Here is an 18,796-nt window from a genome sequence, read left to right on the forward strand (position 1 = left end):
GCGCGCGGTGTCGTTCCAGCCGTTGAGCAGCAGCTCACGCTCCCGCGCGGTGAGCACGTCCAGCTCGCCGATCGGCCGTGCGGCGTCCTCAACGGCGTTGCGCAGCAGGCGCTCCAGCCATGTCGCGATGCTCTGCGCGGTCTGCCGGTCGAAGAGGTCGGTCGCGAACTCCACCGACCCCCGCATGCCCGACGGCACACCGCTGCTGTCGTGCTGCTCTTCCACGTCGAAGGAGAGGTCGAACTTGGCCGACGCCGCGTCCAGCGGATGGCCCTGCACGGTGAGTCCGGGCAGTTCCAGCTCGGCGTCGTTGTTCTGGAAGGTCAGCATCACCTGGAAGAGCGGGTGGTGCGCCAGGGAGCGCGTGGGGTTGACGATCTCCACGAGCCGCTCGAAGGGCACGTCCTGATGGGCGAAGGCCGCCAGGTCCGCTTCCCTGACCCGACCCAGGAGTTCGGCGAAGGTGGGATCGCCGGACGTATCAGTACGCAGCACCAGCGTGTTGACGAAGAACCCGACGAGGTCGTCGAGCGCGTCGTCGTTACGTCCGGCGATTGCCGACCCCATGGGGATGTCGGTGCCCGCGCCGAGCCGGGTCAGCAGCGCCGCCAGCGCCGCCTGGACGACCATGAAGACACTCGACTGGTGTGCGCGTGCCAGGCGGGTGATGCCGTGGTGGAGGTCGGTGTCCCAGGCGAAGGGCACGGTGTCGCCCTGGTGGCTGGCGACAGCCGGGCGCGGCCGGTCGGCGGGCAGTTCCAACTGCTCGGGCAGTCCCGTGAGAGTGCCGCGCCAGTAGTCGATCTGGCGGGAGATGACACTGTCCGGGTCGCTCTCGTCGCCCAGCACCTCGCGCTGCCAGAGGGTGTAGTCGGCGTACTGCACCGGCAGCGGTGTCCACTGCGGAGCGGCACCGTCACAGCGGGCGGTGTAAGCCGCCGACAGATCGCGGATGAAGGGGTCCGTCGACCAGCCGTCACCGGCGATGTGATGGGTCAGGACCAGCAGCGCATGGTCCACCGGCGAGGCTTCGAACAGCCATATCTTCAGCGGGAGTTCGGCCGAGAGGTCGAAGACGTGCGCGGCCGCTTCCTCGATCGCCGCGTCCATGCCGTCGGGGGTGGTGGCGACGACCTCGATCACGGGCCGGGCGGCGTCCCCCGTCAGCACCCGCTGGTACGGGACGCCGTCGGTCTCGGGAAAGACGGTGCGCAGGCTCTCGTGGCGGTCCACCAGATCGGCCATCGCCTGGCGCAGCGCGTCGGTGCCCAGCACCCCGGACATACGCAAGGCCATCGGCAGGTTGTACGTCGCGCTGGGCCCCTCCAACTGGTGCAGGAACCACAGCCGTCGCTGCGCGAACGACAGCGGCACCCGCTCCGGCCGCTCCACCGGCGCCAGCGCCGCACGCGCACCGGCCGCGTCGTCGAGCCGGTCGGCGAGAGCCGCGACCGAAGAGGCCTCGAAGAGGTCACGTACCGCGAGTTCGGCACCGAACGTGGTGCGGATGCGGCTGACGAGGCGGGTGGCGAGGAGGGAGTGTCCGCCGAGGTCGAAGAAGTTGTCGTCGATCCCGACGCGGTCCACGCCGAGGATCTGGGCGAAGAACCCGCACAGGATCTCCTCCCGCGGATTGCGCGGCCGCCGCGAGGTGGGCGCGGCGGGCAGCTCCGGCGCCGGGAGGGCCTTGCGGTCCACCTTGCCGTTCGGGTTGAGCGGGAACGAGCCGAGCTGGAGGAAGGCGGAGGGGACCATGTACGCGGGCAGCGCCTGTGCCGCCCGCTCCCGCAGACCGGCCACATCCAGCCGCTCGTCCCCGTCGACCGGAACGACATAGGCGACGATCCGCTGGTCACCGGGCCGGTCCTCACGGACGATGACCACGCACTGGGCCACCCCGGCGTCCGCGACGACCACGGACTCGATCTCGCCGAGTTCGATGCGGTAGCCGCGGACCTTGACCTGGAAGTCGACCCGGCCCAGGTAGTCCAGCTGCCCGTCCGCCCGCCACTTCGCCAGGTCGCCCGTGCGGTACATGCGCTCACCCGGAGCGCCGAACGGGCTCGACACGAAGCGCCCGGCGGTCAGTCCGGGCTGGTTGAGGTATCCCCGGCCCAGTCCGTGACCGGTGATGTAGAGCTCCCCCGGCGTGCCCACCGGGACAGGGCACAGCGCGGAGTCCAGGACATGCATGTGCATATTGCCGATCGGCCGGCCGATCGGTGCGGCCCCCTCGCCGGTGACGTCCGCGAGGGTGGACCAGACGGTCGTCTCCGTCGGGCCGTAGAGGTTGGTGACGCTCTCGGCGAGCTCGGTCATCCTGCGCGACAGAGCGGGCGGCATGGCTTCCGCGCCGACGAGGATCCGCAGACCGCGCAGGGCGTCGGGGTACTGGGAGACCAGGCCCTGCCAGAGGGAGGGGGTCGCCTGCATGACGGTCACACCGGACGTGGTGAGCAGTTCGGCCAGCTGTGCGGCGTCGCGGACCTGCTCGGAGGTGGCGATGACCACCGACGCGCCCGAGATCAGCGGCAGGTACAGGTCCAGGCCCGCGATGTCGAAGGCGACCGTCGCCACGGCGAGGAGCCGGTCCGAGGGCTTCGGCGCGATGGAGTCCTTCATCGCCGCCAGGAAGTTGACCAGGCTTCCCGTCGAGATCACCACGCCCTTGGGGCGCCCGGTGGACCCCGAGGTGTAGATGGCATACGCGGGGTGGCCGAGCGAACGGCTCCCGGGCCGCTCGCCGTCCGTCAGGTCGGTGCCCGGCAGGGCCTCGACCGCGGCCCGTTCCGTCGCGTCGTCGGTGACCAGGAGGTGGTCGGCATCGACGGGCAGATTCTGTACGGTGCTGGCTGCCGCGAGCACGCAGACGGGGCGCGCGTCGGAGAGGATGTGGCCGATGCGGTCGGCCGGGTGCTCGGGGTCGACGGGCAGATAGGCCGCACCGGTCTTCACGACGGCCAGCAGGGCGACCGGCAGCTCCACCGTCCGCGGCAGGGCCACCGCCACATAGTCCTCGGGCCCGACACCGCGGGCCAGCAGCCGGCGCGCCAGCCGGTTCGCCCGGGAGTTCAGCTCCGCGTACGACAGGCGCGCCGTGCCACAGATCACCGCATCGGCGTCCGGCGTCAACGCGGCCTGGGTCTCGAAGAGTTCCCGCAGACTCGTCGCGGGCACCTCACGTGCCGTGTCGTTCCACTCGGCCGGCACGCGCAGGAGCTCAGCCGTGTCCACGGGAGGAAGCTGCCCGCCCGGCAGATCTGAACCGTGCATCGATGCTTCAGCCATGCCGCTGACTCCTAGTGCAGTGCGTGATGAGGCCATGGGCGTGTGTGAGGAACGGGCCCGCGAACTGGTGACCCGGCGCGGCACGAAAGGCACTCGCCACGTCGCAAGCCCCGCGTATGACGCCAGTCTGCGAAGGTAAGTGGCTCAGCTTTCGTCTCGTTATCGCTGGCGCTTCACGGTTCCGGGCCGCCGGAACCGGCCCCCCGTGCGGTTTAGACGAGCGATACGCGGCCGATACCTCCGGCCCCTAAGCTTCCGCGCATGCCTCACTCTTCTGGCTCGCTCCCCACGCGGTGGCTGCGTACGTTCCAACCGGTGGCCGCACCCCGGCTGCGGCTGGTCTGTTTCCCGCACGCCGGCGGCTCGGCGAGTTTCTTCCGCACCTGGCCCCAGCAGCTCCCGGCCGACTGGGAGGTGAGCGCGGTGCGTTATCCGGGCCGTGAGGAGCGCATCGCCGAACCCTGCCTCACGAGCATGGCGGAGCTGGCCGGCGGGATCGCCGACGGGCTGGCACCCCAGATGACGCCCCACACCGTCTTCTTCGGCCACAGCATGGGGGCCTCCGTGGCCCATGAGGTCGCGGCCCTGCTCGCCGCACGCGGGGTGGCAGGTCCGGCGGCGCTCCTCGTCTCCGGCCGGGCCGCCCCGCATCGCCTGCGCCGCCTCAGCACCGGCGACCTCACCGACGAGGACCTGCTGGCCACGGTCACCCGGCTCGGCGGCCCCGGGGCCGAGGTTCTGGGGGACCCCGAGCTGCGCGACCTGGTGCTGCCGCCGATCCGTGCGGACTACGGGCTGCTCGAAGCGTATGTGGCGGGTCCCAAGGCTCCGGCCGTTGACCTCCCCGTCGTCGCCTACTTCGGGACCGACGACCCCGGACCCACCCCCGACGACGTCCGGGCGTGGTCCGAGCTGACCTCGGTGCGCTGCGAGGCGCGCGCGTTCCCCGGCGGTCACTTCTACCTCGTCCCCCACGAAGCCGAGCTGGTCGGCGACATCCGAGAGCGACTCTCCGTCCTCGCGTCCAGGGTCTGACGCCGGCCCGGCCGGTCCTCGACGCCCGGCGTGCCCGGCACCGAGCAGAGTCATGTACAGCTGAACAAAGGAATGAGAAACGTGTACCGGACCATGATGAAGTCGAAGATCCACCGGGCCACCGTGACCCAGGCGGATCTGCACTACGTGGGCTCCCTCACGGTGAGTGCGGACCTCATGGAAGCTGCCGACCTCCTCCCCGGCGAGAAGGTGGACATCGTCGACATAGACAACGGCGCACGCCTGTCCACCTACGTCATCGAAGGCCCCCGGAATCCGGGATCATCGGCATCAACGGTGCCGCGGCGCGGCTCATCAGCCCCGGCGACCTCGTGATCATCATCGCGTACGCGGCGGTGAACGACGAGGAGGCCCGTGAGCTCCAGCCGCGGGTGGTCTTCGTCGACGGTGAGAACAAGGTCATGAGCCTCGGCGGCGACCCCGCCGAGGTGCCCGCGGGCTCCGGCCTCAAGCGGGGGGACGTCGTCTCCCGGTAGCGTCGTCGCCTTCGGCCGGCCTCGTGGACGACGGGACGTGGCCGGCCCTGTGCGTACTCCGAGCGCTCTCTCACCGCCCGCGCCCCCGCCGCCGGTGATCCAGGAGCAGGGCCAGCGCGCCCAAGGCCAGCAGGCCGCGGGGCACACCGCGCCGTTCGCCGCCCTGGGCGGCTCCCCGGTGGGTGCGGCTCGTCTGGAAGGAGAGCCGGCGGTTGGACACGTCGTCGCCCAGGGCGCGGAGTTGCTGACCGGCGGAGCCGCCGCCCAGGAGGGCTTCCAGGGCGGTCCGCGCGCCCTGTTGCCAGGAGGCGGCTTCGGCGACGAGCTGGACCATGATGCCGGGCACCTCCTTCTGGAAGACCTTGGCCAGCGCCAGCTCCGGTGCCAGATAGCGGACCGAACCCTCAAGGTTGGCGAAGGACTTGCCGAGGATCGACACGGCCGGGCTGGAGGCGATACCGCGTCGGCTCGCCTTCTGGAGGACGGAGGTGAGGGTGACGCCGAAGTCGAGGTCGTCCAGCGAGGCGGAGGCGATTTTCGGCACCAGGGCGGCCATGTCGGAGCGGAAGCCGGGGATGTCGGACCAGGGGGTGGTGCGCCCCATCTCGGTCCACGCCGTGGCCAGCCCGTGGCCGTCGTTCTGGGCGACGCACATCAGGACCAGCAGGAGGCTCATGCTGGTGCGCTGGTCGATGCGGCCGACCATGCCCCAGTCGATGAGGGTGGCGGGCCCGCCGGGCACGGCGAAGACATTGCCGGGGTGCGGGTCGGCGTGGAAGAACCGGTCGATGAAGTACCCGCGGTACATGAAGGCGAGCAGCTCACGGCCCATCTCCGTACGCTCCCGCTCGGAGAAGTCCGCCTGGTCGATACGGCGTACCGAGGTGCCCGGCGCCATCGCCTGCACCAGCACCCGCGGCTTGGCGACGATCACTTTGGGGACGGCCAGCGAGCGGAACCGGCGGATGGACTCGCGCGCGACGTCCATGTTGTTCGCCTCGCCGGTGAAGTCCAGTTCGGGCTCCATGGAGTCGAAGACGATGCTGAGCATGGACTCCACGTCCACGACGGAACTGAAGCGCGGCGCCCCGCGGGTGACCAGCCGGGCGGCGCGGCGCAGCATCGCCATGTCCGCCAATACGTCCTCGCGGATACCGGGACGCTGGAGTTTGATGACGCCCTGCCGCCCGCCGGCCAGCGTCACCCGGTGGACCTGCGCCAGGGACGCGGCGCCCAGCGGACGTTCGGTGTCGATGTCGTCGAAGCGGAGTTTCCAGTCCGGCCCCAGGTCACGCTCCAGCACGGGCTCGAACACACAGAAGGGCTGCACCGCCACTTCGTCGTGCAGGTTCTGGAGTTCGGCGATCATGGAGGGCGGGACCATGTCGGGACGGGTCGAGAGGATCTGCCCGATCTTCACGTAGAACGGGCCCAGGCTCTCCAGCGCGCTGCGGACGGCCCGGGCCCGCCGCTGTTCGGGGTCCGTCCCGTCGGCGTGCCGCCCGGACCGACGGGTCTCGTCGGCCACGAGCTGGCCCAGCACCTTGGCCACCACGCGTACGCGGGCACCGACCATGCGCGCCACTCGTTGGGACCTGCCTTTCCTCGCTGCGCTGTCTGTGTGACGTCACCGGTCGCCGGTCATCGTTCGGCAAGCCCGGAAGCCCCCGGCCGGCCGTGCCGCGGCCGGCCGGGGGTGATGCGGCCGTCAGCCGGCCCCTACGCCCGCGCCTTCGGCATCTTCGGCACCAAGCCCTGGACGTTCTCCAGCACCCCGGTGAGGGTGGCGATCAGCTCACTCAACTGCGCGATCTGCTGCGGCAGTTGCGCCAGCCCGCCGGCCATGTCCGCCGCGCCGCTGACCGCGTTGGAGACCTGGCCGGCCGCGGCCATCGGGTTCAGGCCGCCTGCCACCTGGCCGAGACCGGCGACGGGGTTGGGCAGCCCGCCCCCGGCCAACAGCCCCAGGGCGGCGGCCGGATTGCCCGCCGCGCCGAGGGCCGCGAGCGGGTTGTTGCCCGCGAGGGCCAGAGCCGCGAGCGGGTTGACCCCGCCACTGTTCTTCTTTCCGCTCTTGCCCGAGCCGGTGAGGCCCTGCACCGCTGCAAGAGTGCTCAGCGAGCGGAGCGCTTCGGCCGGCAGGCCCGCGAGGGCCTGGAGCGGCAGATTGGCCAGGCCGAGGTCCGAGTCCTTGTCATCGTCGTCGCGATCCAGGAGCTCGTCGAACGCCTTCTTCGTGTCATCGGCGATGTCACCGATGAAGTCCTTGAACGTGTCACTGGTGCCCATGAGCGCAGTCTCCTTGGACTTGGAGGGGACGGGCACCCGGAACCGGGGCCCGCTGATGCCGCTTTCACGGCAGCTTTCGTGGCACCGCCCGGCTCAGCCGGCGGCGTGGTGCGGTACGGGGTGTCTGCCGCGTCCGTGCAGCAGCAGCCCGGCCGATTCGGGGTGGTGGCTGCACCAGGCCACCCGTCCGGTCAGCAGGGTGTGATCCCACTCCTCCCGGGTCGCCTCCAGGGTGCAGACGATCCGCACCGGCGCCGAGACGATCAGCGGCTGGCCCAGATGAAAGGTGTGCGGGACACCTTCGAACCGCTGCTGGGGAGGGCCGGTGGCGAACTGCTCGACGAGGTGACGCTGCTCCCAGCCCAGGACGTTGACCCCGAAAGCGCCGCTCCGGCGGATCCACGGCAGCGTCTGCCCCGACGAGGTCAGCGAGACCACCAGCGCCGGCGGGCTCAGGGACAGGGAGAGCAGGGCGCTGACCGTGACCCCGACGGGCCCCGCCGGGGTGTGCGTCGTCACCACGGACACACACGAGGGCACATGAGCCATCGCCGCGCGGTAGACGTCCGCCATCGGGGCCTGCTGCCGGGCGGTGTGAGGCGGTGCTGTCACAGGTTTCCTCCTCCTTGGCTGCACGGGCGTGCGGACGCCCCTCAGCCGGTGGCGGTCTTCTCGCGCAGGGTCCGGCTCGCCGAGTCCAGATGACGTGCCAGGTCGCGGTAGGACTCCAGGACCCCCGTTTCGACGTACGCGATCCCCCGCTCACGGCAGAAGTCCCTGACGATGGGGTAGGCCCGGCGCAGTGCGGAGCGCGGCATGCCCGGGAACAGGTGATGCTCGATCTGGTAGTTCAGCCCGCCGTGGAAGAAGTCGCCCAGCAGTCCGGTCGGCAGCGTCCTGGCGGTGAGCACCTGCCGCTCCAGCCAGCTCCACTCCCCGCCGGTGCGGGTGGGCAGCCCCTTGTGGTTCACGGCGAAGCCCAGGCCGAGCAGGTAGCCCAGCAGACCCTGGTGCACCGCGAGGAAGAGCGCCGCGGCCGGCAGCGGCAGCAGCGTCAGGACGGCCCCGAGGTAGAGCGTCACATGCGCCAGCAGCAGTCCGCCCTCCAGCCACGGGCGGCGGATCGCCCGACGGCGCAGCGCGATGAGTCCGGCGAGGCGCAGCACCACCGCTTCCAGGCCCAGCAGGGGGAAGAAGAGGTACCGCTGGTTCCTGGCGAGGAAGTGCGCCAGGCCGGACCGCTGCTCGGCCTGTTCGGGAGCGAAGACCGCCACCCGGCGCAGAATGTCCGGGTCCAGCTCCAGATGGTTGGGGTGGTTGTGGTGCCGGTTGTGATGCTGCACCCACCAGCCGAAGCAGACACCCAGCGCGAGGTTGGCATGCACCAGCCCGAGCGCCTGGATGGTCCGGCGGTGACGGGAGATCTGCCGGTGTCCGGCGTCGTGCACCAGGAAGGCGAGCTGCTCGCACCAGACGGCGAGCCAGCCCGCGACGAGAACGACCTGCCACCACTGGCGCTCGCACAGGGCCAGGGCGGTCCAGCCGAGTGCGTTCAGCAGCCAGATCAGGGTGATCCGGCCGGCGTAGCGGGCCCGGCGGGGCCGCATCAGCCCCGCGTCATGGACGCGCCGGGACAGTTCGCGGAAGTCCTCGTCCCGGTCGGTCTCCCGGCCCCGCGCCGCGCCGTCGTCCCGCAACGCACCGTTGATACGGGGCACTTCGCCGCCCTCAGCCGGGGGCGGGACCGGTACGCCGTGCCCTGCCGTCGTGCTCACCGGCCCAGCCCCATGTACGCGAGCCGCGATTCCTGGGTCCGGCGGGCCCACTCGAGGGCGGTCCGCATCCGCTCCTCGGCAGTGGTGTCGACGAGCCGGCGGCCGGGCCATGCCTCGTAGTCGCCCACCAGCGCGCGGTGTTGCTCCATCCCCTGCTGGAACAGCTCCTCCCTGCGGTACGTCATCTCCTGCACCGGCAGCCCGGCCCACAGCTGCTCCCCCCGTCCCAGCAGCGCGGCGATGCGCGCCGTGTCCCCGGGGCAGCGGTGCAGATGACGGCGGACGATGGTGGAGCCCACCGAGAGATGCCGGATCTCGTCGATGCCCGCCGCCCGCTCGATCTCGGCGGCCGGGGCGTCCAGCGGCCGCCACTTGCGTTCGCTCAGCTCCGCGGTGGGGGCGAGGACTCCCTCGACCAGCACGGTGAGGGTGACGACTCCGCCGATGTAGTCGCCCTCGCGCTCCAGGACGGACAGTCCGAAGCGCTCCAGCGGGTCCAGGATCGCCTCGCGGTCGGCCCCGGCGAGCTTCTCCATCGTGTCGGCCAACTCGTCCTGCCCGACGCCGAGTTCACGCAGATGGCCGCGGAAGGCGTAGGCGTGCCGCGCCTCGTCCATCAGCTGTGTGGTGAAGAAGTCCATCTCGGCGACGTCGGGGGCGTGGGCGACGAGGAAGGAGATGGCACGGGCCGCCTTCTCCTCCGCCATCGAACGGAACGCCATCTCCTGCATGACCGCCTGGCGCAGCGGCCCTTCGACAAGCATGTGCTCCGGTACGGCCACGCCGCGGGATCGGCCCATGGGGTCGCCGCGCAGGGTGCCCTGCGGCACCGCGTTCAGCCAGTAGGCGATATCGCAGCCCTCCGGCGTCAGCTCGCTGGTGAGTGCTCCGTCCAGCAGGTCGGGAGCCTGATCGGGATCCGCTTCGCGAGGGACGGTGTCGGGTGCCACGCTCAACATCTCGGTTCCTCTTTCACTGGTGTCGCTGTTCGACGGGCTGAGGGAATGAGCTGGGAAAGGGGCGGGGGAAGCAGGCGGAACGGGCGGGGGAGCAGGGCAGGCAAGGGCGGCGAGGGCGCCGTCAGACGGTCCTGGTCAGGCGCAGCAGATTCCACACGGCGGCCACGCTCACGCCGTTCTGGAACGCCAGGTACTCGGGCTCGATGTGCTGCGGGCGCCACTTGAGCTTGAAGGATTCCTGGGCCGCCGCGGGGTAGAGCGCCTGCCCCCGGCTGCCCAGCAGCTCCAGCATGCGGCGCAGGACCGTGCTGGACGGCCCGGGGTCCTGCAACGGATCCCCGAACTGCACGAACGGGGTGAAGCCGAGGTGCAGCCAGCCGCAGCCCTCCTCCTGGAACTGCTGGAGGCCGGTGGCGAAGAGAAGATCGACGGTCCCGGGAGGTGCCTCGGGCGACCGGCGCGTCAGGTCGTACAGCCAGCCCGTGCGGGCCCCGAAGACGGGCGAGTAGGAGACATAGCCCACCGTCCGCCCCTCGTGGACGGCGGTGAAGAGCCGCCGGTACGGCCTGCCGGGACCGCCCCGCTCCCCGATGAGGAAGTCCAGCTCCTTGACGTGCCGGCCCTTGGCGCGGAGCCAGGCGGCGTCCACGTGGTCGAGGGCGGCGGCCCGGGCCGGATCGTCCGCCTCGCCCGGCGGGACCTCCCGGACCACCACGCCCTCGCGCCGTGCCCGGTTCACCATGTTGCGGACCTTGACCATGCGCTGGCCACGGAGGCTGTAGTCCGCCAGCGCGATGCTGAAGGACGCACCGAGCTGGTTGACGACGAAGCCGTGGTCGGCGTGGAGCAGCGCGTCGTCCCGGGAGAGCTGCACCGCGCCCACCCGCCGGCGCTCGCCCCGCGCCCGTTCCAGCAGCGCCACGAGGAGGCGCTCGCGGTCGCCGTACGCGCAGACCGGGCCGCACAGCTCGAACAGATGCCGGCGTCCGCTCTCCCGGTAGGCGGCGAATCCGTCGAGGCCGTCGGGGGCCATCCTGCGGACACCGGAGTTCATGGTCAGGAAGGCGCTGCTGTGCCGGCCGTGACGGCGCAGCACGTCCACCGCCTCGTCGTCACCGAGGGCGGCCGGGGCGGTCACCGCACGGCCTCGCTCGGCTGCGGCGCCGCGCCGCCGCGTGGCCCCGGCGCGGCCGGCGAAGCGTCGGGGCCGGGGTCGCGGTCGGGCGGAGCGACGGCGTACCACGGCACGGTCGCGAAGTCCCGGAGCGCGGCGCCCACCGCCGGATGCGGGACGGGCTCGAACGAGACCGTGAAGGACTTCACGAAGTTGCCGAACAGGCCCCGGTCCCCGCACAGATGGATGGGGATCACGAGCAGCGCCCACTCGGGCCCCACGGTCCAGATCCAGCCCGCGACGACCAGCCCCTGGAAGCCGAGGCTGTGCATCACGTTGTAGAGCACGTAGTAGGCCCGGTGGATCCGGCCGTCGCCGCTGCGCCGGAAGGCGACGGCCCCGGGCAGATAGCCGATGACGTCGATGTACGCGAAGAGGACCGCCGCGACCCACCAGCGGACCGCGCCGAGATGGGCCACGAAGAACCCGCCCGCCACGACGAGCCCGAGGAGGTACTCCAGCCTCAAGAGCCGGTAGGTGGTGGGCGTCTGGCACAGGTTGTGGGTGTCCATGTGTCAGCTCCGACCCGCGGTGACCGGCACGGCGTCGGCCGGCCGCACTCCGGTGAACCAGCCCGCCAGCGCCCGCGCCACGTTCTCCTTGAGGACCCGCTCGGCCGCCGGATCGAGGAGCTGAGCGAGGCTGACCACGCCGAAGTCGAAGCAGGTCACGAAGCGGATCTCGCACCCCGACGGGACCTCCCGCAGCTGCCAACTCCCCTCGAAATGCAGGAAGTCGCCGTCCTCCTGCACGAAGTCGATCCGGAGGTTCTCCCGGTCGATGCGGTCCCGCTCGCTCCAGCGGAGAGTCCCGCTGCGGAACTGGACCTCCCAGCGGCTCACGGACTCGCCCGGACGCTCCGGGTCCGGCGTGACGACCACCGACCGCACGTCGGGGGCATGGGCGGAGAAGCCGGACAGATCGGCCAGGGCGTCGAGCACCTCGGCCGGGGACTGGTCGACGAGCAGGGTCAACTCGGCACAGCGCATGGGCGACTCTCTTCTTTCCAGGCGTTCCGACGGCTCTCGGAGAGCGCCGTGCAGGCTTGTTCGAAGGTGGTGAGCAGGATGTCCACGTCCCGGTCCGTGAGGACGGCGGGCGGGGTGAACCTCAGCACCGCGTGCGAGTTCAGCGAATGGTTGGCGATCACCCCGCGGGAGATCAGCTCCAGCAGGAGTTCGGCGGTCAGGCCCGGTTCGGCCAGCTCGACCCCGATCAGCAGACCGGCGCCCCGCACCTCGACCAGCAGCTCCCCGAGGCACTCGGCCGCGATCTGCCGGATACGGGGCAGCAGATGACTGCCCAGCGCCTTCGCCCGGGAGACCAGGCCCTCCTCCTCGATGCAGGCGATGGCGGCCTCGGCCGCCGCCATCGCCACCGGCGCCGCGGAGAACGTGGAGGTGTGCACGAAGGGGTCGCTCCCGAACGGCTGGAAGACCTCCTGGCGCGCCACCATGGCGGAAACGGGGATGACACCACCGGACAGGGCCTTGCCGACCAGCAGCATGTCGGGGACGACCCCCTCGCGGTCCGCCCCCCACCAGGTACCGAGGCGCCCGAGTCCGGTCTGCACCTCGTCGAGCACCAGCAGCGCGCCGTGGGCCCGGCAGGAGGCCGCGACCTCCGAGAGGTAGCCCGGGGGAGGGAGGTGCACCCCGGCCTCCGCCTGCACCGGCTCGACGATCACACACGCGGTGTCGGCCGGCCCCTGCGCCAGTTCCTGTTCGAGCGCGGCGGCGTCCCCGTACGGAAGATGACGGAAGTCGGGCAGCAACGGGAGGAACGGCTCGCGGTACATCGGGTTGCCGGTGGCCGACAGCGCGCCCATCGTCTTGCCGTGGTAGCCCCCGTGTGTGGCCAGCACCCTGGTTCTGCCGTGGCAGCGCGCCAGCTTCAGCGCGGCCTCGACCGCCTCCGCACCGGAACCGGCGAAGTGGACATGATCCAGACCGGGCGGGGTGACCGCGGCGAGCGCCTCGGCGGCCGCCCCCGCGCGCGGCTCCAGCAGCATCCGGGTGGCCACGGGGTGGGTCGCGATCTGCTCCGTGACCGCCCGTACCACCCGCGGATGCCGGGCGCCCATCAGCAGCACGCCGTAGCCGCCGCAGTTGAGCAGGGCCCGCCCGTCCGTGGTGAACACCCACGCTCCCGACGAACTGCTCTCCACCAGCCCGCCGAAGAGCTCACCCAAGGTCGCCCGGGCGGGGCTCAGATGGGCGCGGTAGCGGGCGGTCACCGCGGCCTTCGTCTTCTCGGGGGACATGTCGGTGTCGCCGGGGGGTCTCTGCTGCCGTCCGGGTACCGGCGTCGGCGTCTTCGTGTGCCCGCGCGTCCGGGCAGGGGGCGAGGTCATAGGGGCTCCAGGAGGAAGCGGAACGGTTCGGGCCGCGGGCGACAGCTCAGGGCATGACGAACGGCCGGCCGGCGAAGTAGGCGTCCATGGAGTCCGCCGTGCTCGTGCGCGACGGCGGGTGGAAGGCCAGCGCTCGACCCGCGGCCAACCGGTAGGCGACATCGGGTGAGTTGATGAAGGCCATGCCGCCGAGGAGTTCGGCGGAGCGGCCCGACAGCTCACTCACCGCGTCCTGGACGGCGTAGCGCACCGTCAGCGCGTCGGCGAGTGCGCCCGTACCGGACTCACCGCTCTCCAGGCGCAGCGCGACGGAATCGAGCTGGAGCAGGGCCGAACGCAGACCGGCGCCCAGGGCGGCCCGGTCCGAGGCGCTGCCGCGCGACCGGCGGAAGACCTCCTCGACGAGCGAAGCCGCCAGGCCCGCATAGACGCTGGAGATGATCAGCTGGAACCAGATCAGTCCGGTGCTGGTGAGCCGTTCGGAGTCGGCGGGGTCGTCCCCCAGCCGCAACAGCTCCTCCGGGCCGCACGGGACCTCGTCGAAGCGCACTTCGTCGCTCTCCGCCCCGGCCAGCGCGGGGGTGTCCCAGAAGGAGTGCACGCTGATGCCCTCGGCCGTCGCGGGAATCAGCACGATCGCGGTCTCGGGTTCCTCCCCGTCCTCCGCGGCCAGCCGTACGCTCGCCGTGATCAGGTCCATGGACCGCGAGAGGCTGCACGGTTTCTTCGACCCGGTGACCCGGTAACGGCCGTCGTCGGTCTTGCGCGCCGTCATCGTCGGCGTCAGCACACCCTGCCCCGAGGTGCCCTCCGCGAACGCGGACGCCACCAGCAGCCGTTCACCGGCCACCGCACCGAGCAGCACCGGCACCAACGGGTTCACACTCTCCGGCACGGCTCGCAGCGTGGCGACGGAGAAGCCGTGCATCGCCACCGCCGCGCCGAGCGAGGGGGAGTACGACGAGAGGGCCGCCATCGTCCGTACCGCGTCCCGGGGGCCGGCCCCGGCGCCGCCGTGCTCGGTGGGGATCAGCAGCCCGGCGCCGCCGTACTTCCGGAACAGCTCGATCGCGGGACTGCCCGGCCGCTCCAGCTCCTGGAGCGGGATTCCCGACAGCGCCGGGCACAGCCCCGGCAGCAGGCGGTCGCAGTGGGACCGTGCTTCGTCCAGCATCCTCATGAAGCGCTCCTGTCGGTGCAGTCGGTGCAGTCGGTGCAGTCGGTGCAGTCGGTGGTGGCGGGGGAGCCGAACACGGCGTCGCGCGGGTTCACGCCGTGGGCCACGCTCACGCCCTGCAACCGGGACGTCCGCAGCGGCGGATAATTGGCCTCCCCGTAGACCCCGCCCGTCAGGCCGGTCCCCCCGTGGGTGGGCAGACAGGGGAGGAAGCCGACGTGGGAGTCGTTGACCTTGAGCAGCCCTCCGTTGCGTACGTCGCGGACGAACCGGTCGACGACCCGGCGCTCCCGCGCCCACACCGAGTTCCGCAGCCCGTACGCGTTCTCGTTGAGGAACGCGATCATCCGGCCGAGGACGTGCTCGTCGTCGCCGGGCTCGGCCACCACCACCGGGAGGAGCGGGAAGAAGGTCTCCTCCCGTACGGCATCGACCAGGCGCGCACCGGCCAGGCCGTCCACCCGCAGGACGGTCGGCTGGAGGAAGGGGCCGTTGTCGCTGACGGTTCCGTCGATCTCGATGCGATGCCCGCCCCGCAGGACCTGGGCCCCCGCACCGACCGCCTGGTCGAGGAAGGCGAAGAACTTCTCGCTGCGCACCACGGGGGAGAGCAGCGTCTTCGGGTCGTCGGGGTAGCCGGGCCGCAGCGCGTCCACGGCCTCGCCGAGCCTGCGCAGCAGCTCGTCCGCGATATCGGGGTGCACCACCGCGTAGTTGGGGACCATGCAGATCTGTCCGGAGCCGAGGAAGCACTCGGTCAGCGCCTGTACGGCACGGTCGAGATGGGCGTCCCGCCAGACGGCGACACCGTCGTTGCCGGCGAGTTCGAGGATCGGCTTCTTGCCCCGGGCGACACACTTCGCCTCCAGGCGGAGCCCGAAGTCGGAGGGGCCGATGTAGAAGATGTCGGCGACCGCCGGGTCGTTCAGCCAGGACTCCAGGACCTCCTGCGGGGCGGCGCAGAAGAAGTTCAGCGTCCCGGGGGGTGCGCCGGCCTCTTCGAGCGCGGGCACCAGGATCTCCCGCAGGACGTACATCGCGCCCAGCGGCGCGCTGCGCGGGACCCGGACCACCAGGGTGTTGCCGGCGAGCATCGCGGCGGCCGCCAGCAGCACGCTCGACAGCGGTGCGTTCTGCGGCGGGTTGGCGCAGACGACGCCGTCCGGCTGGCGGCGGACCAGCATCCTGCGGGGGCCCTGCGAGAACTCCATGTGCAGCTGACCGGCGTAGAACTGAAGGTTCTCCTCGGAGTATCCGCCGAGAAGCCCAGCGAACTGCCACTCCGCAAGGACGCGTGGATGCTGCTCCTGGATCAGCACCTCGATGATCTCCGAACGGTGGGCCTCCAGACGGCGGCGCACGGCCCGGCCGAGCGCGAAGACCCGCGTACGGGCGGGTGCGGCCGCCCACTGCGGAAATGCCTCGGCCGCCGCTTTCACCGCCGACCGGGCGGTCTCGCCGTCGGCCACCGCGCAGCGGGCGAGCACATTCGGATTTCCCGGATCCCCCTTGCCGCGTTCCAGCGCCCTTTTCGCCCGCAGAGTGGCGAAGACGTCATTGAGCATGGCCCGCGCGGTCATGCAGTAGACGCCATTGTCGGAGGGCACGTCGACGCCGCCGACAAATGAGTGATACTCACGCGGAGCGGCTTTCCGCACCGCTCTTGCGACGGGGGTGATGTCGCCCGCCCCGTCATCCGGGAAACCGGCGCAAAAGGATTCCTTGACCGAGTCTTCCACCTGGAGATGATTCATCCCGAGGGAACTCCTTTCCGGTCGTCCGGCAGGACGATCAGTACGTCACTTTCGCATTCCGGTGACCAGGAGCATGCTGAGTTCCTCGCCCCCCTGGAGCAGGTTGCGAAAAGCCCCCATCCGCTCCACGACATACGGCAGACTCCAGAGATCGGCCACTTCGGTGGCCCAGCCGTGCCCGGCCCACCAGTTCCCGGAATCCCGCAGCCGCCAAGGCCATGGCGTCCCCGCCGCGGCCATGTCCTCCAGCCACGGCCGCATGAACGAGGACTGGGCGGTGTCCGCGTTCAGGCATTCGGCGCCCAGGCTGCTGCCCGGCGCGGAGAGCCCGGACACGGTGGTCACGATCGCCTCCACCACCTCGGGTTCGAAGTAGTAGAGAAGCCCTTCGCACAGCCACGCCGCGGGCTGCGCCGGATCGAATCCGGCCGCCAGGAGGGCATCTGACCAGGAGCCTTGCAGATCGGCCCCGACGGCGATGCGCTCACCCGTCGTAGGAGTACAGCCCGCCAGCACCTCTTCCTTGAAGGCATGCACCGCCGGCAGGTCCACCTCGTACAGCCGCGTCCCCGCCGGCCAGTCGAGCCGGAAGGCCCGTGTGTCGAGGCCGGCCCCCAGCAGGACCACCTGCCGGCACCCCGACCCGACGCCGGCCCTCAGGTGGTCGTCGAAGAACCGCGTACGGACCGCCAGCCACTCGGGCAGCAGCACCTGAAATGCCCCCGCCCCCGGCGGGCCGTGAAACCCACCGGCCGCCGCCACGAAATTCCCGGCCCACGGGTCACTGAACAATGCGTTCTGCTTACGGGATTCGCCTGCCCGCATTTCCGCGGTCCACAAGGCGGTCTCGGAAACTCCGACGAGCTCGATTTCACGCTCCTGGGTCACCGGGAATCTCCCTCCCCGCATACGCTCGGCCTGCCGGCGAAAACCATCGATGAAGAGCCTGCACTGGTCCATGTCGACCAATTCAAGAAGGCATCCTTTCGTGCGGCGTACGGGATGCGGCATGGCAACGTCATACGCCAAACGGCCTAACTGGAAAGGATCCTACGGTGAATGAACTGCCCGATTGCAAGGCTGGTCTGACAAAGGACCCGGACGGATGAATAGTACGACCGCGAAACCATGAAACGCGGGCGATGGTTTCCGGCCACCGATTTCCATTTCCTGTACGTTTCCCTGGCGTTTCCCAAAGGCCGGCGCCCGCGTGATATGGCCACTACTCACCGAAGAACGGGGCCGGTATATCGGGCCTCTCACACCCCCGAGCGGTCGGGTATCGGACACCGGCGGGGCCGGCCTGGCCCCGCCACCTCGGCTTGAGCAACCCGCCGCGCTCCCGCATGTCGGCAAGAAAGAGCTCCTCGAAGGCCATGCCGCCGCCCACCCCTTCCACGCTTCCTTCCTCGGCGTCTCCCGTCAGGAAGTCGACAACAACGGTTCACTGAGGGTGAGTTGCGGGGGTGTGCGCGGCACCGACTGGGCCCCCTTCGGGACGTCCGTGCGGCGTTCAGACGTGAAGTCACCGCCAGGGTTGCGGTATTGCCGGATTCGCGGAGCGCAGCGCTTGGTCGAGCGCAGTGTGCCGCGACGGCCGTCCCGCAGCGGCGCGCGCGCCAACTGAGGCACCATTACGGCGCGTTGCTTCGGCGGTAGCCCCGAACTGGGAGCGTCACGAGGCGGTCCGCGGCCCGGTAGGCAGCTGCGCATTCCGAGCGGCGCGAAGGGCGGGGACGTTCTCGTCCCCGTGGGCGGTGTTTCACCCACCGGAAGGCAGCCGCTCCCCCTGTCTCTGACTGTGCCTCTGCCTCGGCCCGAAAACAGAAATCGACGGTGCGGGCTCCCGCCGCCGCTCTCCGTTTTGGAAAGTGACCCCGGGGCAACAGAGCACTGTCGGGATGACCGACACACGGAAACGGCTCCCCTTGTCCCCTCCCCTTTGTCATCGGAAGGAGCAGACCGGGGTGAAGCCTGCCGCCGCATCGCATGGTGCATCGCACGGAAGGGATATCGCATGAGTGCCAATGTCTGGGGATACCTTCCCGACTCCGGGTACAGGGCGGGCACGGTCCTTGTGGGGTACAGCGTCGAAGCCATTGACGGGAGTATCGGCAAGGTCGACAAGCATTCGGATGAGGTGGATTCCGCACACCTCGTCGTCGGCACCGGCCCCTGGATCCTCGGCCGCCGCGTCGTCCTGCCGGCCGGCACCGTGACCGGCATCGACCAGGAGGAGGAGAAGATCTACGTCGGCCGCACCCGGCAGGAGATCAAGGACGCGCCCGCCTTCGAGAGCGGCGAGCACGAGGACAGTGCTGACTACTTCCATCAGGTCGGGGCATATTTCGGTGGATTTCCCCGGGTGTGATTCAGGCTCGGCGCCGGAGGGGCCGGTCGGGGCCGCGGTGAGCGCGCCGAAAGCTTCCGGGTAGCGGCCGACCCGGGGCGTCCGTCCGCGCGGCGTCGGGACACCTGGGGCGTGAAGCCGCGGA

General features: G+C 70.7%; 15 protein-coding genes and 1 pseudogene. 3 read left to right on the forward strand and 13 right to left on the reverse strand.

Annotated features, from left to right (window positions below; all coding sequences use genetic code 11):
- On the reverse strand, positions 1 to 3,288 hold a 3,288-nt coding region (locus tag M8I34_RS03235; RefSeq protein WP_250047784.1), incomplete at its 3' end, for an amino acid adenylation domain-containing protein.
- Between the two features lie 261 nt (positions 3,289 to 3,549).
- Here M8I34_RS03235 and M8I34_RS03240 point away from each other — a divergent pair.
- Positions 3,550 to 4,323 carry a thioesterase II family protein gene (locus M8I34_RS03240; RefSeq protein WP_250047785.1) on the forward strand — a complete coding sequence of 258 codons (774 nt, stop codon included), beginning with the start codon at positions 3,550 to 3,552 and terminating at the stop codon, positions 4,321 to 4,323.
- An 81-nt stretch (positions 4,324 to 4,404) separates the two neighbouring features.
- Positions 4,405 to 4,820 (forward strand): annotated as a pseudogene (panD, locus tag M8I34_RS03245) (aspartate 1-decarboxylase).
- Positions 4,821 to 4,890: 70 nt separating this feature from the next.
- Here the strand turns inward: panD and M8I34_RS03250 are convergent.
- The 12 genes from M8I34_RS03250 to M8I34_RS03305 all read right to left on the reverse strand — a co-directional run bounded on the left by M8I34_RS03250 (position 4,891) and on the right by M8I34_RS03305 (position 17,189).
- Positions 4,891 to 6,405, reverse strand: a complete 1,515-nt coding sequence (locus tag M8I34_RS03250) for an AarF/ABC1/UbiB kinase family protein (RefSeq protein WP_250047786.1) — start codon at positions 6,403 to 6,405, stop codon at positions 4,891 to 4,893.
- Positions 6,406 to 6,539: 134 nt separating this feature from the next.
- Positions 6,540 to 7,109: a hypothetical protein gene (locus tag M8I34_RS03255; protein WP_250047787.1), complete on the reverse strand. Its 570-nt coding sequence runs from the start codon at positions 7,107 to 7,109 to the stop codon at positions 6,540 to 6,542.
- A 93-nt stretch (positions 7,110 to 7,202) separates the two neighbouring features.
- Positions 7,203 to 7,721 carry a flavin reductase family protein gene (locus M8I34_RS03260; RefSeq protein ID WP_051819024.1) on the reverse strand — a complete coding sequence of 173 codons (519 nt, stop codon included), beginning with the start codon at positions 7,719 to 7,721 and terminating at the stop codon, positions 7,203 to 7,205.
- Between the two features lie 41 nt (positions 7,722 to 7,762).
- A complete protein-coding gene (locus M8I34_RS03265; protein WP_250047788.1) occupies positions 7,763 to 8,884 on the reverse strand; it encodes an acyl-CoA desaturase in 1,122 nt (373 codons plus the stop codon).
- A complete protein-coding gene (locus tag M8I34_RS03270) occupies positions 8,881 to 9,843 on the reverse strand; it encodes a VlmB-like protein (RefSeq protein ID WP_250047789.1) in 963 nt (320 codons plus the stop codon). The genes M8I34_RS03265 and M8I34_RS03270 overlap by 4 nt, the downstream gene beginning before the upstream one ends.
- A 121-nt stretch (positions 9,844 to 9,964) precedes the next feature.
- Positions 9,965 to 10,981 (reverse strand): DUF2156 domain-containing protein, encoded by a 1,017-nt coding sequence (locus tag M8I34_RS03275; protein ID WP_250047790.1) that lies wholly within the window; start codon positions 10,979 to 10,981, stop codon positions 9,965 to 9,967.
- Positions 10,978 to 11,529: a hypothetical protein gene (locus M8I34_RS03280; protein ID WP_250047791.1), complete on the reverse strand. Its 552-nt coding sequence runs from the start codon at positions 11,527 to 11,529 to the stop codon at positions 10,978 to 10,980. Before M8I34_RS03280 ends, M8I34_RS03275 begins: the two co-directional genes overlap by 4 nt.
- Before the next feature lie 3 nt (positions 11,530 to 11,532).
- Entirely contained in the window at positions 11,533 to 12,006 is a 474-nt protein-coding gene (locus M8I34_RS03285; protein ID WP_250047792.1) for a type II toxin-antitoxin system RatA family toxin, read from the reverse strand.
- Positions 11,988 to 13,280: an aspartate aminotransferase family protein gene (locus M8I34_RS03290; RefSeq protein WP_250047968.1), complete on the reverse strand. Its 1,293-nt coding sequence runs from the start codon at positions 13,278 to 13,280 to the stop codon at positions 11,988 to 11,990. The genes M8I34_RS03285 and M8I34_RS03290 overlap by 19 nt, the downstream gene beginning before the upstream one ends.
- 136 nt (positions 13,281 to 13,416) lie before the next feature.
- The gene (locus tag M8I34_RS03295) at positions 13,417 to 14,550 is read right to left on the reverse strand and encodes an acyl-CoA dehydrogenase family protein (protein ID WP_250047793.1); all 1,134 of its coding nucleotides are present in this window, start codon (positions 14,548 to 14,550) and stop codon (positions 13,417 to 13,419) included.
- Positions 14,547 to 16,301, reverse strand: a complete 1,755-nt coding sequence (locus M8I34_RS03300) for an aldehyde dehydrogenase (protein ID WP_250047794.1) — start codon at positions 16,299 to 16,301, stop codon at positions 14,547 to 14,549. The genes M8I34_RS03295 and M8I34_RS03300 overlap by 4 nt, the downstream gene beginning before the upstream one ends.
- A gap of 45 nt (positions 16,302 to 16,346) precedes the next feature.
- Complete coding sequence (locus M8I34_RS03305; protein WP_250047795.1) at positions 16,347 to 17,189, reverse strand: SAM-dependent methyltransferase; 843 nt, start codon at positions 17,187 to 17,189, stop codon at positions 16,347 to 16,349.
- A 1,129-nt stretch (positions 17,190 to 18,318) separates the two neighbouring features.
- Here M8I34_RS03305 and M8I34_RS03310 point away from each other — a divergent pair.
- Complete coding sequence (locus M8I34_RS03310) at positions 18,319 to 18,672, forward strand: PRC-barrel domain containing protein (protein WP_250047796.1); 354 nt, start codon at positions 18,319 to 18,321, stop codon at positions 18,670 to 18,672.
- The last annotated feature ends 124 nt before the right edge of the window (positions 18,673 to 18,796 follow it).

The sequence above is a fragment of the Streptomyces sp. MCA2 genome (genome assembly GCF_023544705.1).
Taxonomy (GTDB): domain Bacteria; phylum Actinomycetota; class Actinomycetes; order Streptomycetales; family Streptomycetaceae; genus Streptomyces; species Streptomyces decoyicus.

Bases quoted from the DNA above. Each gene is read 5' to 3' on its own strand.
- M8I34_RS03240 (WP_250047785.1), top strand. From the start codon at position 3,550: ATGCCTCACTCTTCTGGCTCGCTCCCCACGCGGTGGCTGCGTACGTTC.
- M8I34_RS03255 (WP_250047787.1), bottom strand. From the start codon at position 7,109: ATGGGCACCAGTGACACGTTCAAGGACTTCATCGGTGACATCGCCGAT.
- M8I34_RS03270 (WP_250047789.1), bottom strand. From the start codon at position 9,843: ATGTTGAGCGTGGCACCCGACACCGTCCCTCGCGAAGCGGATCCCGAT.
- M8I34_RS03280 (WP_250047791.1), bottom strand. From the start codon at position 11,529: ATGGACACCCACAACCTGTGCCAGACGCCCACCACCTACCGGCTCTTG.
- M8I34_RS03285 (WP_250047792.1), bottom strand. From the start codon at position 12,006: ATGCGCTGTGCCGAGTTGACCCTGCTCGTCGACCAGTCCCCGGCCGAG.
- M8I34_RS03290 (WP_250047968.1), bottom strand. From the start codon at position 13,280: ATGTCCCCCGAGAAGACGAAGGCCGCGGTGACCGCCCGCTACCGCGCC.
- M8I34_RS03295 (WP_250047793.1), bottom strand. From the start codon at position 14,550: ATGAGGATGCTGGACGAAGCACGGTCCCACTGCGACCGCCTGCTGCCG.
- M8I34_RS03300 (WP_250047794.1), bottom strand. From the start codon at position 16,301: ATGAATCATCTCCAGGTGGAAGACTCGGTCAAGGAATCCTTTTGCGCC.
- M8I34_RS03310 (WP_250047796.1), top strand. From the start codon at position 18,319: ATGAGTGCCAATGTCTGGGGATACCTTCCCGACTCCGGGTACAGGGCG.